General features: G+C 39.9%; 16 protein-coding genes. All 16 read left to right on the top strand.

From position 1 onward, the window contains the following. The first annotated feature begins 6 nt into the window (after window positions 1-6). The 16 genes from wecB (at window position 7) to ATZ99_RS08100 (ending at window position 15607) form a co-directional block, all read left to right on the top strand. Window positions 7-1161 (top strand): non-hydrolyzing UDP-N-acetylglucosamine 2-epimerase, encoded by a 1155-nt coding sequence (gene wecB / locus ATZ99_RS08175; protein ID WP_083947420.1) that lies wholly within the window; start codon window positions 7-9, stop codon window positions 1159-1161. A 183-nt stretch (window positions 1162-1344) separates the two neighbouring features. Next, a complete protein-coding gene (sigI, locus tag ATZ99_RS08170; RefSeq protein ID WP_068748755.1) occupies window positions 1345-2064 on the top strand; it encodes an RNA polymerase sigma-I factor in 720 nt (239 codons plus the stop codon). Continuing rightward, entirely contained in the window at window positions 2061-3212 is a 1152-nt protein-coding gene (locus ATZ99_RS08165) for an anti-sigma factor domain-containing protein (RefSeq protein ID WP_068748754.1), read from the top strand. Before sigI ends, ATZ99_RS08165 begins: the two co-directional genes overlap by 4 nt. Before the next feature lie 185 nt (window positions 3213-3397). Continuing rightward, window positions 3398-3619, top strand: coding sequence for an AtpZ/AtpI family protein (locus ATZ99_RS11920; protein WP_245641342.1), 222 nt, complete (start codon window positions 3398-3400; stop codon window positions 3617-3619). A 28-nt stretch (window positions 3620-3647) separates the two neighbouring features. Further along, complete coding sequence (locus ATZ99_RS08155; RefSeq protein WP_068748752.1) at window positions 3648-3971, top strand: hypothetical protein; 324 nt, start codon at window positions 3648-3650, stop codon at window positions 3969-3971. Continuing rightward, complete coding sequence (locus ATZ99_RS08150) at window positions 3958-5859, top strand: V-type ATP synthase subunit I (RefSeq protein WP_068748751.1); 1902 nt, start codon at window positions 3958-3960, stop codon at window positions 5857-5859. Before ATZ99_RS08155 ends, ATZ99_RS08150 begins: the two co-directional genes overlap by 14 nt. A gap of 44 nt (window positions 5860-5903) precedes the next feature. Further along, window positions 5904-6383: a V-type ATP synthase subunit K gene (locus ATZ99_RS08145; RefSeq protein WP_068748750.1), complete on the top strand. Its 480-nt coding sequence runs from the start codon at window positions 5904-5906 to the stop codon at window positions 6381-6383. A gap of 12 nt (window positions 6384-6395) precedes the next feature. Further along, a complete protein-coding gene (locus ATZ99_RS08140) occupies window positions 6396-6995 on the top strand; it encodes a V-type ATP synthase subunit E (protein WP_068748749.1) in 600 nt (199 codons plus the stop codon). 4 nt (window positions 6996-6999) lie between these two features. Then, window positions 7000-8001, top strand: coding sequence for a V-type ATP synthase subunit C (locus tag ATZ99_RS08135; protein ID WP_068748748.1), 1002 nt, complete (start codon window positions 7000-7002; stop codon window positions 7999-8001). After that, the gene (locus ATZ99_RS08130) at window positions 7994-8323 is read left to right on the top strand and encodes a V-type ATP synthase subunit F (RefSeq protein ID WP_068748747.1); all 330 of its coding nucleotides are present in this window, start codon (window positions 7994-7996) and stop codon (window positions 8321-8323) included. The genes ATZ99_RS08135 and ATZ99_RS08130 overlap by 8 nt, the downstream gene beginning before the upstream one ends. Next, window positions 8320-10092, top strand: coding sequence for an ATP synthase subunit A (locus ATZ99_RS08125; RefSeq protein WP_068748746.1), 1773 nt, complete (start codon window positions 8320-8322; stop codon window positions 10090-10092). The genes ATZ99_RS08130 and ATZ99_RS08125 overlap by 4 nt, the downstream gene beginning before the upstream one ends. Continuing rightward, window positions 10085-11467 carry a V-type ATP synthase subunit B gene (locus tag ATZ99_RS08120; protein WP_068748745.1) on the top strand — a complete coding sequence of 461 codons (1383 nt, stop codon included), beginning with the start codon at window positions 10085-10087 and terminating at the stop codon, window positions 11465-11467. Before ATZ99_RS08125 ends, ATZ99_RS08120 begins: the two co-directional genes overlap by 8 nt. A gap of 2 nt (window positions 11468-11469) precedes the next feature. After that, entirely contained in the window at window positions 11470-12096 is a 627-nt protein-coding gene (locus ATZ99_RS08115) for a V-type ATP synthase subunit D (protein ID WP_068748744.1), read from the top strand. A 67-nt stretch (window positions 12097-12163) separates the two neighbouring features. Further along, window positions 12164-13612, top strand: a complete 1449-nt coding sequence (locus tag ATZ99_RS08110) for a sigma-54 interaction domain-containing protein (protein ID WP_068748743.1) — start codon at window positions 12164-12166, stop codon at window positions 13610-13612. A 216-nt stretch (window positions 13613-13828) separates the two neighbouring features. After that, on the top strand, window positions 13829-14569 hold the full coding sequence (gene fabG, locus ATZ99_RS08105) for a 3-oxoacyl-ACP reductase FabG (RefSeq protein WP_068748742.1): 741 nt from the start codon (window positions 13829-13831) through the stop codon (window positions 14567-14569). Between the two features lie 15 nt (window positions 14570-14584). Next, window positions 14585-15607 (top strand): 3-oxoacyl-ACP synthase, encoded by a 1023-nt coding sequence (locus ATZ99_RS08100; RefSeq protein WP_068748741.1) that lies wholly within the window; start codon window positions 14585-14587, stop codon window positions 15605-15607. Window positions 15608-15633: the final 26 nt, after the last annotated feature.

The raw sequence follows: 15633 nt of genomic DNA, 5'->3' as shown, positions 1-15633 counted from the left end.
TGAAAATTGGACAGGATAAAGGTAATATCTGTTTTTGGGACAAGACCTGAAGCTATAAAAATGGCCCCTCTTGTGAAGGAAATGGAGAAATCCGAATTCTTTGATAGCAGGGTTGCAGTAACAGCTCAACACCGGGAAATGCTCGACCAGGTGTTGAGCCTTTTTGATGTAAAGCCCGATTATGATCTGGATATCATGAAGCACAGGCAGACCCTTTCGGAGATCACCTGCAGTGCACTGAAAGGCTTGGAAGAAATTTTTATAAAGGAAAAGCCCGATTTGGTGCTGGTGCACGGAGATACCACCACGACCTTTGCAGGGGCACTGGCAGCTTTTTACTCTCAAATCAAAGTGGCCCATGTGGAGGCGGGTTTGAGAACTCACAACAAATGGCTTCCCTTTCCGGAGGAGATGAATAGAAAACTTACCGGTGCAATAGCCGATCTTCATTTTGCCCCCACAAAAACCGCAAAGGAGAACCTTTTAAGGGAAGGGGTTAGAGAGGAAAGAATATACGTTACGGGGAATACCGTTATAGATGCTCTAAAGACCACCGTGCGAGAGGATTACGTTTTCAGGAATGATGTTTTAAACAAAATTGATTTCAAACGAAAAAAGGTAATCCTGGTTACAGCCCACAGGCGTGAGAACTGGGGAGAACCCTTGGAGCAAATTTGCCTTGGGCTTAAACGTCTGTCGGCGGAAAAGGATGTATGCATAGTTTACCCCGTGCATTTAAATCCTGCGGTCTGGGATACCGTTCACCGGGTGCTGCAGGGGCTGGAAAACGTCATTTTGCTTGAGCCCCTTGATACCGATGAGCTTCACAACCTCATGGCTAAATCCTTTTTTGTGCTTACCGATTCGGGTGGTTTGCAGGAAGAAGCCCCATCCTTAGGGAAGCCGGTGCTGGTTTTGAGGAATGAAACCGAAAGACCGGAGGCTGTAAAAGCCGGTACGGTAAAGGTTATAGGAACGAGCTGCGAAAGTATTTTAAAACACGCCCGGATTTTGCTTTATGATCAAAATGAATACATGAAAATGGCCGGTGCGGTGAACCCTTACGGAGACGGTTTTGCATCCAAAAGGATTGTAGAAAGCATCCTTTACCATTTTGGTATTAGAAGAGAAAGACCTGAAGAATTTGAGCCTGAGGGATAAAGTTACCCGTACCAAAAGATAAAAAGAAGGAATATATTATAGGTATATTCCTTCTTTTTTTTTAAAGCTTTCGTTATAAAAAATTCCTCTTTTTTCTATGAATATTTTACGAATTAATAATCTGGTATAATTAATTTATAAATTTTATTTTTTATTGATTTAATTCGTTTTCAGGAGGAAAAAATGGAATTTAACTCAATTAACGAAAGGGTTAAGAGCATAAAAAATGAAAAAGAGAGATTAAATGAATTTATTGAAGAATATAAACCTTTTATTGCATCCTGCGTAGAAAGCGTTACGGGGAGAAAAGTAGAGTATGGGTGCGATGACGAATTGAGCATTGCCTTGATGGCATTTAATGAGGCTATAGTTAAGTACGATATTGATAAAGGAAATTTTCTATCCTTTGCAAGAGGAGTTATAAAAAACAGGTTGATAGACTATTACCGGAAGGAACGAAGGGAAAAATCGAAGATATTGTATTTATCAAAGGATGAGGGGGAAGAGGACGAAGAAGTTTTTGATAAAATGAGCTCGGATCGCTCCCTGGAGATATATGAGGAGAAAGAGATTTCTTATCTAAGAAGGCTGGAGATTGAAGCTTTCAAAAAAGAATTAGAGGATTTCGGGATTAATTTATTCGATGTGGCAAAAAGTTCTCCCAGGATAAAGGCTACAAAAAAAGAGTGCAGCAGGATAATCCACTACATCCTTGAAAACAAGGAATTGCTGGAAATAATTTTGAAAAAGAAATATCTTCCAGTAGAAAAAATCGCTTCGGGGATGAAAATACATAGAAAAAAAATAGAGAGGTGTCGAAATTATATAATAGCAGGGGTTTTGATATTGAAAGGGGATTATAATTATCTGAGAGAATACATTGACTGGAGGTTTGAAGATTGAAAGGTATAATCCTCGAAATAAAAGGGAATAATGCGGTAGTTTTATGTAAGGAAGGGGATTTTAAGGTAATAAAATTAAAAAACGGGTGCATTTACAATGTGGGCGACGAGGTGGAGGTTGAGAACATCGGTGTAAGCCGTTTTTTGAAAAATTACGCCCTATCTGCAGCGGTTTTTTTGGCGATTTGCCTTATTGCGGTTTCCTTATATTACACCGTAATGATACCGGCCTTTTACATTTCAATAGATATTAATCCCAGTTTGGAATTCGGAGTAAACAGGTTGGGCAGGGTGGTGGATGTAAAATTTTACAATGATGACAGCGCACGGCTTGTGGAAGACAAAAATATATTTAAAAACAAGCCTTTAGAGGATGCGGTCAGGATATTTATAAACAGGGCAAAGATGGAGAAATATTTGGATGGAGAAAACCCGGCAGTGATGTTTACCATTTCCCGGAGGTATACAGGGAAAAATACCGAAAAGATTAAAGAAGCATTAAAAAATGCCGTAATAGAGGCGGCAAACAAAGATATCAGGGCGAGTGAAGGTAGTGTTAAAATGATGGTGCAGTCTTCGCCCCTTACGATGGCACGGGATACCTCAAAGGAAACGAAGGACGTGGATATAATTATTGAAGAAGTTTCCATTAAAAAGCACAACGATGCAAGAAAAATGGGCATTTCACCGGGAAAACTTTTTATTTACGAAAAAATTAAAGAAAAAAATCCCGGGATAACCTTAGAAGAAGTAAAAAATAAGCCTATAAAGAATCTCTTAAAGGAGATAAAAAATGAGAATAAAGAATTTCTGGGGGGAGAGGAATCCCAGAAAAAGGTTGAAGAAAAGGATATAGAGAAAGGTAAGAATGGAAAAGTGGATGAAAAAGATAATACCGGAGAAAAAAGCAACGGAGGAACAAAAAAAGTTTTAGAAATTATTAAAGAAAACAAAAAGAACGTTGAAAAGAATAAAACCTCCGGGCAGGAAAAAGAAATTCCCCTTGATAAGAAAGATAATATAAAAGAAAAAATTGATTTAAAGGGAAGATTTAATAATATATTCGAGAAAAATTTAATTGAAGAAAATAATAGAAAAGGGTTTTTGAAAAATATTTTCGACAACAAAATAAAGGGCGGTAGATTATAATGAAAAATAAATTGTGATTTATATAAAATTTTTTTTAAAAATATTAGTGCATCTTATCACTATCACAAAATATATAATTTAATCGGGTAAATTGATAAATTAAACTGGAAAGTTAAAATAAAATAAAATTTTTTAAGATAAAATGCGGTTTGAATTTTTTTTTTACTTATTGTATAATTACGCATATGAAAGAACCAAAATCCCTGCAGAAAATATTTCAAATATTACAAATTGGGTTTAATTTTGCATTGCCGATAGGCGCTGGTGCATATTTTGGAGCTTTTTTGGATAGAACATTAAAAACCGAGATATTATTTTTATTAATAGGCACGGTTCTCGGAATTATTTCCGGAATAGCCAGTGCTTATCGAATACTGTCTGAAGAATTCAGGAAAAAGCCCAAATGACCTATCATATAAAGGAGGTGTGGATTATTTGAAGGAGTACCTGGATGAAATAAAGGAGACCGAGCAGAAGGCAAAATACATTATCGAGGAAGCGGAGAAGGAAGCTAAAGCTCGAATAAATAGGGCGAATGAGGAAGCGGAAGAATTTTTACTGAAGGTCAGAAAGGAAGCTGAGGAAAAAGGAGTTTTACTTTTAAAGGAGGCTCGCGGGGAAGCTACAAAAGAGGTTGAAAGGATTAAAAGGATGTATGATGAGAAAATTCGTGAAATATTAAACAATACCAGACCCAGGATAGAAAAAGCCTCCGAATTAATTCTGGAAAAGGTAGTGAATTTCTATGGCAATAGTTAAAATGAAAAAAATGCACCTTTTTGGGCTTAAAAAGGAAAAGTATATCCTTTTGGATGTGCTTCAGAAACTCGGTTCTGCGGAAATCATTGATTTGAAGGAAGAAGAGGAACTCAGGGATTTTGGTAGGGAAATCAGCGAAATAGATGCAAAATTGAACAAATTAAAGTTTGCCATTGAACTTGTAAGACCCTTTGTAAAGGAACAAAACATTCTTTTTACGGGGAAACCTAAAATATCCAAGCAAGACCTCTCCCGGCTCATCAGCAAAGAAGATGAGTATTTTTCGGTTATAGACAAATTAAGTGAATACGACAGGAAACTATCCCAATTAAGAGGAGAAGAAGCCAAGGTAAAAAACAGTATAGATTTTCTTTTACCCTGGGAGAAGATGGATATACCGCTGCAGGAACTGGGAGAGACCCGCAGGGCAAAATTTGTAGCCGGGTCGATTCCTGCACGAGTATATAATGACTTTCTGACAAAAATGAGTGAAGGGGAACTTCCGGCAGAAGTAATATTAATAAACGAAGGCAAGGATGAATCCTATATTTTAATTGCATATCACAGGGATGCAGAAGATAGGGTGGAAGGGATATTAAAGGATTTTTCTGTTAATATATACGATTTTGCCGAATATAATGGGACACCTGCAGAAGCAGCAGCAAAATTAAAGGAAAAACTATCGGAAATTGAAAAAGCAAGGGGTAAGATACTCGAGGAAATAAAAAACCTCAGCGAGTATTTAATGACCTTCAAAATTTTATACGATTACTATGTGAATGAAAAGGAAAAAAGGCTCAGCTACTACCGGGCTCAGGATACTGAAAGTAGTTTTTACATGCAGGCCTGGGTACCCGAACCCGAAGTGGAAAAAGTAGAGCATCAATTAAAAAATGCCAGCGATGCAATTTATGTGGATTTTGAAGATCCCGCTGAGGATGAAAACTTCCCGGTACTTCTAAAAAATCCAAGGATTGTCACCCCCTTCGAGCTGGTTACGGAACTTTACAGCCTCCCGGACCCCAGGGGTATAGACCCAAATATTTTTATGGCACCTTTCTACTTTGTATTTTTCGGCATGATGGTGAGCGATGCGGGATACGGGCTTGTGTTATCCCTGCTTTCCGGCTTTGCAATGATGAAGCTGAAAATATCCGGAATGGCCAGGAAACTGGTAGAACTTTTATTCTTGGGAGGGATTTCCACATTTATCTGGGGGGCCGTATTCGGCAGCTGGTTCGGCGATTTGATAAAATTGCCGCCTCTATGGCTTAACCCGTTAGATAACCCTTTAGCGGTGATGTACCTTAGCTTTGCTTTGGGATTGATTCAGATATACTTCGGTATAATTCTTAGCGCTTATAAAAATATAAGAAACGGTAAAATGGCGGATGCCTTGATGGACCAGGGTTTGTGGCTGATTTTCTTGAGCGGGCTTGTTATGTTTGCCTTTCCGCAAACTGCAGGTTTTGCAAAGTACATTGCCATGGCCGGGGCTATTGGCCTGGTATTAACCCAGGGGAGGACGCAAAGAAGTATAATAAAAAAGTTCACTTCCGGACTTTTGAGCCTGTACAATGTTACCGGATATTTAAGCGATGTCCTGTCCTATTCAAGGCTTCTGGCTTTGGGTCTTGCCACCGGAGTTATAGCGATGGTAATAAATACCATGGCAAGGCTGGTGGGGGTAAATTTAATAGGGTATATCTTTATGTTTGCGATAATGGCGGGAGGACATTTATTTAACGTAGCGGTAAACGCGCTGGGTGCTTATGTTCACAGCAGCCGTCTCCAGTATATTGAGTTTTTCAGCAAATTTTACGACGGCGGCGGAAAACCTTTTGACCCGTTAAGGGTTAAAACCAATTACGTGGATATGAATGAATAAATGAATAAAAAATTACATTTTCATCTTAAGGAGGAGGTACATTTATGGAAATCACAATTGGTCAAGTAATTGCACTATTAGGAGCTGCCATGGCGGTATTTTTGCCGGGTGTGGGTTCGGCAAAGGGAGTAGGAATGGTGGGTGAAGCTGCTGCAGGAGTGGTAACGGAAGACCCAAATAAATTCAGCCAGACTCTTATCTTACAGGCACTTCCCGGTACGCAGGGCATATACGGACTTTTGACGGGGTTTGTAGCCATGCAAAAAATTGGACTACTTGGAGGAGGTCTCGTATCGCTTAATATCTATCAGGGTTTACTGGTTTTCGCAGCATGCCTTCCCATTGCGATAGTAGGGCTTCTTTCTGCCATTGCCCAGGCGAGAGCTGCAGCAGCCGGTGTAGGAATTATTGCCAAAAGGCCCGAAGAGCTGGCAAAAGGTATTACCTACGCGGCTATGGTTGAAACCTATGCGGTTCTTTCACTCCTTGCCTCAATACTCATGCTCTTTGGCATTAAATTTTAAGGAGTGCTTAAAATGCAGGGAATAACGAGGATAAAGGAAAAGATAATGGAGGAGGCCGAAAAGGAGAAGGCCAGAATACTGAGCGAAGCAGAAAAAAAAGCCGAAGAGATTTTTGAAAAGGCAAAAAAAAGAGCCGAAGAAATAGAGCATAACCTGCTGGAGAAAGCTAAAAAACAGGCAGAAGAGGAAAAAAGGAAAATAATTTCCATGGCGGAACTGGAAGAGAAAAAGAGGCTTTTACAGGCAAAGCAGGAAATCATAGACCTGGTTTTTAAAGAGGCCGAGAATAAAATAAGGCAAATGGAGGAAGAAAGGTATAAAAACCTGGTCTTTAAAATGCTGGTAGAAAGCGCAGAAGGCGATGAAGAATTGATTATTGCAGAAAACGATAGATCAAGGATTACGGAAGACCTTCTTAAAAAAGTAAATGAAGAGTTAGTTAAAAAAGGCAGGAAAGGAAATTTGAAAATAGTCTCATTTTCTAAGGATATTACCGGAGGCTTTATCCTCAGGTCGAAAAACGTAGAAATTAACGGCAGCTTTGACTATCTGGTTTCCATTAAGAGGGAAGAGCTGGAGACCGAAATAGCAAGAATCCTTTTTGAGGAGTGATAATATGCCGAAGGAGCAAGAATTTTTATATGCCTCCGGCAGAATAAGGTATCTGGAAACTAAACTTTTAAATAAAAATCTCGTAGACAGGTTAATGGAAGCCGAATCGGTAGAAGGGGTAATAAAAGCTCTTGGCGACACCGCTTACGCCGAGGATTTCGGGGAAATAGATAACATTTATGAATTTGAAGAGGTTCTGGAAAATAATTTATTAAAGACGTTAAAAACCATTTCCGATTCCATTAAAGATAACAGGATAATAAGGTATTTTACATTGAAGTACGATTACCACAACCTGAAAGTATGCGTTAAAGGAAAAATAATGGGGGACTTAAAAAAGGAATATTTTTCGAAATTGGGCTTACCCGCAGAACACTATATAAAGCTTGCTTATGAAGAAAAATCCGATGAACTGCCGAAGAATATTCAGGATGCTTTTAATAAGGCGATGGCAATTTACGAAGAAACTCTCGATCCTCAGCAAATAGATATTTATCTGGACAAAGTTTTATTCGAGGAGTTAGAAAACATCGTAGAGGATATTAAAGATCCCTTTTTAGAGGGATACCACAAAGCTTTTGTGGATTTATTAAATATAAAAACCTACGTAAGGGTTAAGAACATGAATATGGATTTACGGGTACTTTTAAAGGCATTTTTGCCGGGAGGAAGCATACCCGTAGAGTTCTTTGAGAAAAAATTTCAGGAACCTCTCGAGGAACTGGCAGAATCACTATCTTCAAAGGATTATTACGGTATAATTAAGGAAGGAATAGAGAACTGGATGGAAACAAAAAATCTATCCCATTATGAGAAACTTATGGATAATTATCTCATCAATTATTTGAAGAAAGGGCTTTATAAGCCCTTTGGGATAGAACCGGTGATAGGGTATCTGGGAGCCAAGGAACACGAAATAAAGGTTTTAAGAATTATTCTGGTAGGGAAGATAAATGGGATTAAGGAAGATTTTATAGAGGAGAGGTTGAGAGAACTTTATGTATAAGATAGGAGTTATTGGGGATAAGGATACGGTACTTTCCTTTAAATCCATAGGAGTAGACACCTTCCCTGCCATAGATGAGAAGGAAGCTTATGAAAAATTGATTAAACTTTCCAGGGAAAATTACGCGGTAATATTTGTAACGGAACAGCTGGCAGCAAAAATGGAGGATAAATTGAGCGTTTTTAGAGAAAAGTTACTGCCCATAATTACTTTAATTCCAAGCAATAGAGGTACGCTGGGCATTGGGATTAACAGTGTTAAGAAATCTGTGGAAAAAGCTATTGGAGTAGATATCATATTTGAAAGAGAGGGAAGGGAATGAGCCAGGGTGTAGTAGTCAAGGTTTCCGGTCCGCTGGTAGTAGCCACCAATTTGCCCGAAGCAAAGATGTTCGACGTGGTAAGGGTAGGGCATCAGGGACTCATAGGAGAGGTTATCGAAATAAGAGGAGAAAGGGTATCCATTCAGGTTTACGAAGAAACTTCGGGGATTGGACCCGGCGACCCTGTGGTATCAACAGGGCAGCCTCTCAGCGTGGAATTGGGGCCGGGAATGCTTGAAGGCATTTTTGATGGTATTCAAAGACCTCTTGATGTGATCGTAAATCAAGCTGGCAGCTTTATTACAAGAGGTATAGATGTTCCTGCTTTGAACAGGGAAAAGAAGTGGTATTTTAGACCCGTAGCGAAAGAGGGAGATAGGGTTACCGGCGGAGATATTTTAGGTACCGTTCAGGAAACCGTTATCGTAGAGCACAAGATAATGGTTCCCCCTTATGTAGAGGGAGTGGTAGAGGAAATTAAGGAAGGGGAATTCACGGTAACCGAAGTCGTTGCTAAAATAAGAAAAGATGATGGTACAGTAGTTGATGTAACGATGATGCAAAAATGGCCCGTTCGTAAGACGAGGCCTTATAAGCAGAAGCTGCCTCCCGAAATTCCAATGGCAACAGGGCAAAGGGTCATAGATACTTTGTTCCCGGTAACCAAGGGAGGGACTGCCTGTATACCGGGTCCCTTCGGGAGCGGGAAAACTGTTGTACAGCATCAGTTAGCAAAATGGGCCGATGCAGAAATAGTCGTATATATCGGGTGCGGAGAACGCGGCAACGAAATGACGGACGTTTTGATGGAGTTCCCCGAATTGAAGGACCCGAAAACGGGAGAACCCTTGATGAAAAGAACGGTATTGATAGCCAACACCTCCAACATGCCGGTAGCTGCCCGCGAAGCCTCCATTTATACCGGTATTACCATAGCGGAGTATTTCAGGGATATGGGATACAGCGTAGCGCTGATGGCGGATTCCACATCCAGATGGGCTGAAGCTTTAAGGGAAATGTCCGGACGACTTGAAGAAATGCCCGGTGAAGAGGGTTATCCTGCATATCTTTCAAGGCGTTTGGCGGAATTTTACGAAAGAGCTGGCAGGGTTATTTGCCTTGGGAAGGATGAAAGAGAAGGGGCGCTTACCGTAGTAGGCGCGGTTTCACCTCCCGGTGGAGACCTTTCCGAACCGGTTACTCAGGCTACCCTCAGGGTTGTGAAGGTATTCTGGGCGCTGGATGCGCAGCTCGCTTATGCAAGGCATTTCCCTGCAATAAACTGGTTGACAAGTTATTCTCTGTATTCGGATACCGTAGAAAGGTATATGAACAATAAAATAGATAAGAACTGGGGAGAATTGAGGGCAACTGCTATAAGGCTATTGCAGGATGAAGCCAACCTGCAGGAAATCGTGAGGCTGGTAGGTATAGATGCGCTGTCTACCAAGGATAGGCTTATATTGGAAGTTGCCCGATCGATAAGGGAAGATTTCCTGCATCAAAACGCTTTTCACGAAGTGGATACCTACACCTCCCTTCAAAAGCAATTCAGGATGCTGAAATTAATACTTTTATTCTACGAAGAAGCGCAAAAAGCGCTGGATAAGGGAGCGCCGTTTGCTAAGCTGGAAAAACTTCCGGTCAGGGAAAGAATAGCAAGGGCAAAATACGTCAAAGAAGAAGATATTGCTAATTTTGATGAAATTGAAGAGCAGATTAAGAAGGAAATCGCAGGGCTCCTCGAAGGGGGTGAAGTTTATGCTTAAGGAATATAAAACGGCAAGGGAAATAGCAGGCCCTCTGATGCTGGTAGAAGGTGTGGAAGGGGTAAAATACAACGAACTCGTGGAAATCGAGACGGGACAGGGTGAAATAAGGAGAGGGCAGGTACTCGAAGTAAACGGAGATAAGGCCCTTGTCCAGCTGTTTGAAGGGTCTACAGGGCTTAATATAAACGACTGTAAGGTAAGGTTTTTGGGGAAGAGCATAGAGCTCGGAGTTTCCCTGGATATGCTGGGCAGGGTATTTGATGGTTTTGGAAGGCCGAAGGACAACGGTCCCAAAATAATTCCGGAAAAGAAATTGGATATCAACGGCAGTCCTATAAACCCCGCAGCAAGGGATTACCCTTCCGAGTTTATACAAACGGGAATTTCCGCAATTGACGGTTTGAATACCCTGGTAAGAGGACAAAAGCTCCCGATATTTTCAGGCTCCGGTCTGCCCCATGCTCAGCTTGCGGCTCAGATAGCAAGGCAGGCAAAGGTGCTGGGGACTGAAAGCAAATTTGCGGTAGTTTTTGCTGCTATGGGTATCACCTTTGAAGAAGCGGACTATTTTATAAGCGACTTTAAGAGAACCGGTGCTATTGACCGCTCGGTACTTTTTATAAACCTGGCCAATGACCCTGCAATCGAAAGGATTGCAACTCCGAGAATGGCCCTTACTTGTGCCGAGTATTTAGCTTACGAGAAAGACATGCACGTTCTCGTAATACTAACGGATATGACCAACTACTGCGAGGCTTTGAGGGAGGTTTCCGCAGCGAGAAAGGAGGTACCCGGAAGAAGGGGATACCCGGGGTACCTTTATACCGACCTTTCTACCATTTACGAAAGAGCGGGAAGGATAAGGGGTAAGAAAGGTTCTATAACTCAGATTCCCATATTGACCATGCCGGAGGACGACAAAACCCATCCCATACCTGACCTCACGGGTTACATCACCGAAGGGCAGATCATACTGAGCAGGGAACTTTTTAGAAAGGGCATTTATCCTCCAATCGATGTGCTGCCATCCCTTTCCCGTTTAAAGGATAAGGGAATAGGTCGCGGAAAGACGAGAGAAGATCATGCGGATACAATGAACCAGCTTTTCGCTTCCTATGCCCGGGGTAAACAGGCAAAGGAACTCGCAGTCATACTCGGTGAAGCTGCGCTATCCGATACCGATAAGCTTTACGCCAAATTTGCGGATGAATTCGAAAAAAGGTATGTAGCTCAGAGGGAGGATGAAGACAGAAGCATTGAAGAAACCCTTAACATCGGATGGGAACTTCTGACGATATTACCAAGGGCAGAGCTGAAGAGAATCAGGGATGAATATATCGAAAAATATTTACCTGAAAAAGGAGAAGAATAGTTATGGAATTGCGGGTAAATCCTACCCGGATGGAATTAACAAGGTTAAAAAGAAGGCTTGTCACCGCCAAAAGGGGTCATAAGCTGCTAAAGGATAAACAGGATGAGCTGATTAAAAAGTTTATCGACATGGTAAAGCAAAATAAGGAACTGAGGGAAGAAGTGGAAAGGGAACTGGCACAGGCCTTTAAGAATTTTACAATGGCCAGGAGCCAGATGCCCTCAAAGGTGCTGGAAGAAAGTCTTTTAATCCCCGCAGCTACAGTTGGCATCAATATAAAAAGCCAGAATATAATGAGCGTAAATATTCCCAGAATCATCATAGAAAAAAGCGAAGTGAAAAGTTTGTATCCTTACGGATTTTCCAATACCTCCGGTGAATTAGATGGCGCTATTTCCACCTTGGCCGAGCTTCTCCCAAAGATGCTTAAACTTGCTGAAATGGAGAAGGCCTGCCAGCTTATGGCCGATGAAATTGAAAAAACCAGAAGAAGAGTTAATGCTTTAGAATACGTAATGATTCCTCAGCTGCAGGAGACCATAAAATATATAACCATGAAGCTGGACGAAAACGAAAGAGGCAACAGAACCCGTTTGATGAAGATAAAAGAGATGGTTATGAAAGGATAAATTAAATTAAGCAGGTTAGATAGGATAAATCTGTCTAACCTGTTTTTTATAATCAGGAGTGAGTATAATGTCAGATATGAAAAATGAAAACTTTTTTGAGGATAAATACCTTATAGATATGCTGAACAAAATATTTGACCCTATTCCAATTCCAATGATATTAGTTGACAGAGAAACAAAAGTAAAGGTTATAAATAATAGTTTTTGTGAGTTTTTAGGCTATTCAAAAGAGGAGATGATAGGGAGAAGAGTTTATGATATAGATGAAAATACCAGATTTCCTTATGTATTTAAAACGAAAAAAGCAGAGATTGCATGGAAGCATCGTTTCAAAAACGGAAAAACTGCAATTGTACACAGGATTCCGGTTATGGATGATGATGGTAATGTTATTTATGGATTTGGAATGGTGCTTTTCAAAGATATAGCAGAATTTGAAGAAATAATCAAAAAAAATAAATTACTGGAATCGGAATTAGATCTTTATAAAACACGTTTAAAAGAACTAACAGGAGCCAGATATTCTTGGGAAAATATTATTGGAGAAAGTGAAAAAATGAAAAGAGCAAAATTTCTTGCAAGAAAAGCTGCAGCGAGTGACTCCAATGTTTTGCTCTTAGGAGAGAGTGGCACAGGGAAAGAACTGTTTGCCCACGCTATACATAACGACAGCAGGAGAAATAATTTTCCTTTTGTAAAAATTAACTGTGCAGCTATACCATCAGAGCTATTAGAATCAGAACTATTTGGGTATGAAGAAGGTGCTTTTACTGGTGCTAAAAGAGGTGGGAAAATTGGAAAATTTGAGCTGGCAAACAAAGGTACCATATTCCTCGATGAGATATCAGAAATGCCGCTGGGAATGCAGGCAAAAATTCTCAGAGTACTTCAAGAAAAAGAGATAGATAGAGTTGGAGGTATAACACCAATCCCTGTCGATGTGCGTATTATAGCCGCTACAAACAAGGACTTGAAAAAGCTTGTGAAGGAGAATAAGTTTAGGGAAGATCTTTACTATAGAATTAATGTTATGACAATTGAAATACCACCGCTTAGAGAAAGACTTGAAGACATTGAAGTATTAGCAAATTATCTTTTAAAAAAGCTGTCTAATCAGATGGGGAAATATATTTCTGGTATTTCGAATGAAGCAGTGGAGCTGTTAAAAGGATATTCCTGGCCGGGAAATGTGCGAGAACTAGAAAATGTGCTGGAAAGGGCCATAAATCTTACAGATTCGGATTATATATCGCAAGAACATCTCCCTATTTATATCACAGGGCCCGAAGCTAAGAAACAAAGGTTCCTTACAGATAGAACTTTTGATTATAGTCTTAAAAAGGTTGTTGAACAAGCTGAGAAAGAGGCAATAAAGGATTGTCTGAGGTATACTAAAGGAAATAAGCGATTGGCTGCAAAAATCCTAAAAATAAGTCGTTCCAGACTATATGAAAAACTGAAAAAATACAATTTAGAAAACAATGTAAATAAAGAAGAAAAAGACAATTTGTCCTGATATGAGGACATTTTATTGAATTATACCAATTTGAAAAGCCTAAGGAGTGTACTGATAACAGGACATGTTATTAAAATAAAACATTGTTTTCGGGATAAAAATGGCCATGGAGGCTCATAAACCATGGTCATTTTTTATTTTTTTAATGGCATATATTTTGCAAAATAAAATTATTAAAAGATAAAGCAGTAAATTACAAGAAAAGGAGGAAAATTTATGAGGCTAAAAAATAAAATATGCATCGTGACTGGAGGTGGGGATGGCATTGGTAGGGCAACGGCTGTCAAATTTGCAGAGGAAGGTGCTGTTGTAGCCGTTGCTGATATAAATGAAAAGGCTATTGAAGAAACTGTAAATATAATAAAACAAAAAGGAAACATGGCAGAAGGTTTTAAAGTAGATGTCACACAAAAAGACCAAATAAATGAAATGGTTTCAAAAATTATGGAAAATTACAAAAGAATCGATGTGCTTGTAAACAATGCTGGGATTGTTAAGGATGCTCAGCTCTATAAAATGAGCGATGAGCAGTTCGAACAGGTAATAAATGTAAATCTAAAGGGGGTTTATCTTTGCACAAGGGCTGTCATTGATATAATGATATCGCAAAACTCAGGGGTAATATTAAATACTTCTTCTATAGTAGGTCTTTATGGCAACTTTGGACAGACAAATTATGCTGCTTCTAAAGCAGCTTTAATTGGAATGACAAGGACCTGGGCAAAAGAATTGGGGCGCAAAGGGATAAGGTGTAATGCTGTGTGCCCTGGATTTATTGCTACACCAATATTAAAATCTATGCCGGAAAAGGTATTGCTGACTATGGAAGAGAAAGTCCCGATGAGAAGGCTTGGAAAACCAGAAGAAGTAGCAAATGTTTTTGCTTTTCTTGCTTCTGATGAGGCAAGTTACGTGAATGGTGCTATTGTAGAGGTAAGCGGTGGTTTAATTATATAGGAGGGGGAAGCTGCAATGAGAACACATGTAGGTATTGCGGGTATGGGAATGTATATTCCGGATAATTTCTGGAGTGCTGAAGAAATGGCAAAGGAATCGGGAATGCCAGTAGAAGTTTTTATTGAAAAAGTAGGCGTAAAAAGGAAACCAATGCCCGGTCCTGATGATACTACCAGTTATATGGGGATAATTGCGGCTAAAAGGGCCATAGAAGATGCAGGGATTGATCCTAAGGAAATTGATGTGGTTATTTGGGACGGAGCTCAGCACAAGGATTACCCGTGTTGGTTAGCTTTCACAAAAGTATGCCATGAAATTGGAGCGGTAAATGCATGGGGATTTGATATGGAATCCATGTGTGGTTCTAGGATTGTAGGATTAGAACTTGGAAAGGCAATAATGCTCTCAAGAGATGATGTAAATACTGTTCTTTTGGTTAGTGGTTACCGCAATTGCGATCTAATTAATTTAAAATATAAAGAAGGGGCTTTTTTATACGACATCGGTGCTGGCGGGTCAGCTGTAGTGCTAAAAAAGAATTACGGGTATAATGAGGTGTTAACAACGGCCCATGTGGTTGATGGTTCATTCTCTGAAGATTTTGTAGTCCCAGTAGGTGGAAGCAAAAAATGGCCTATGAAGCCCGAAGATATTAACGAAATGTGGTTTCATATAACCTGCGACCCAAAAGATTTCAAGCAAAGACTCGATAAGATTACTTTAAAAAACTGGTATCATGTTATAGATTATGCTCTTGAAAAAAGTGGTTATACACGTGCGGATATAGGATATCTGGCAATGGTTAAAATCAAGCGCAGTGCTCACAATGCTATACTAAAAGAATTAAATTTGAGGGAAGATCAATCATTATTTCTTGAAGACTACGGGCATTTGGGGCAAAATGATGTTACCATATCTATGATTGAAGGGTTAAAGCATGGCAGAATTAAGGATGGCGATGTAATTGTCATGGTTTCTGCAGGCGGCGGCTGGACATGGAATGCCGGTGTGGTAAAATGGGGCAAAGTTACAGAATAAAGATGCTGTAAGGAGGAGGAAACAAT

The organism is Thermovenabulum gondwanense, assembly GCF_001601575.1.
GTDB lineage: Bacteria > Bacillota > Thermosediminibacteria > Thermosediminibacterales > Thermosediminibacteraceae > Thermovenabulum > Thermovenabulum gondwanense.
The sequence above is the reverse complement of the archived record's forward strand: the minus strand, read 5'-3'. Positions and strand labels throughout refer to the sequence as shown.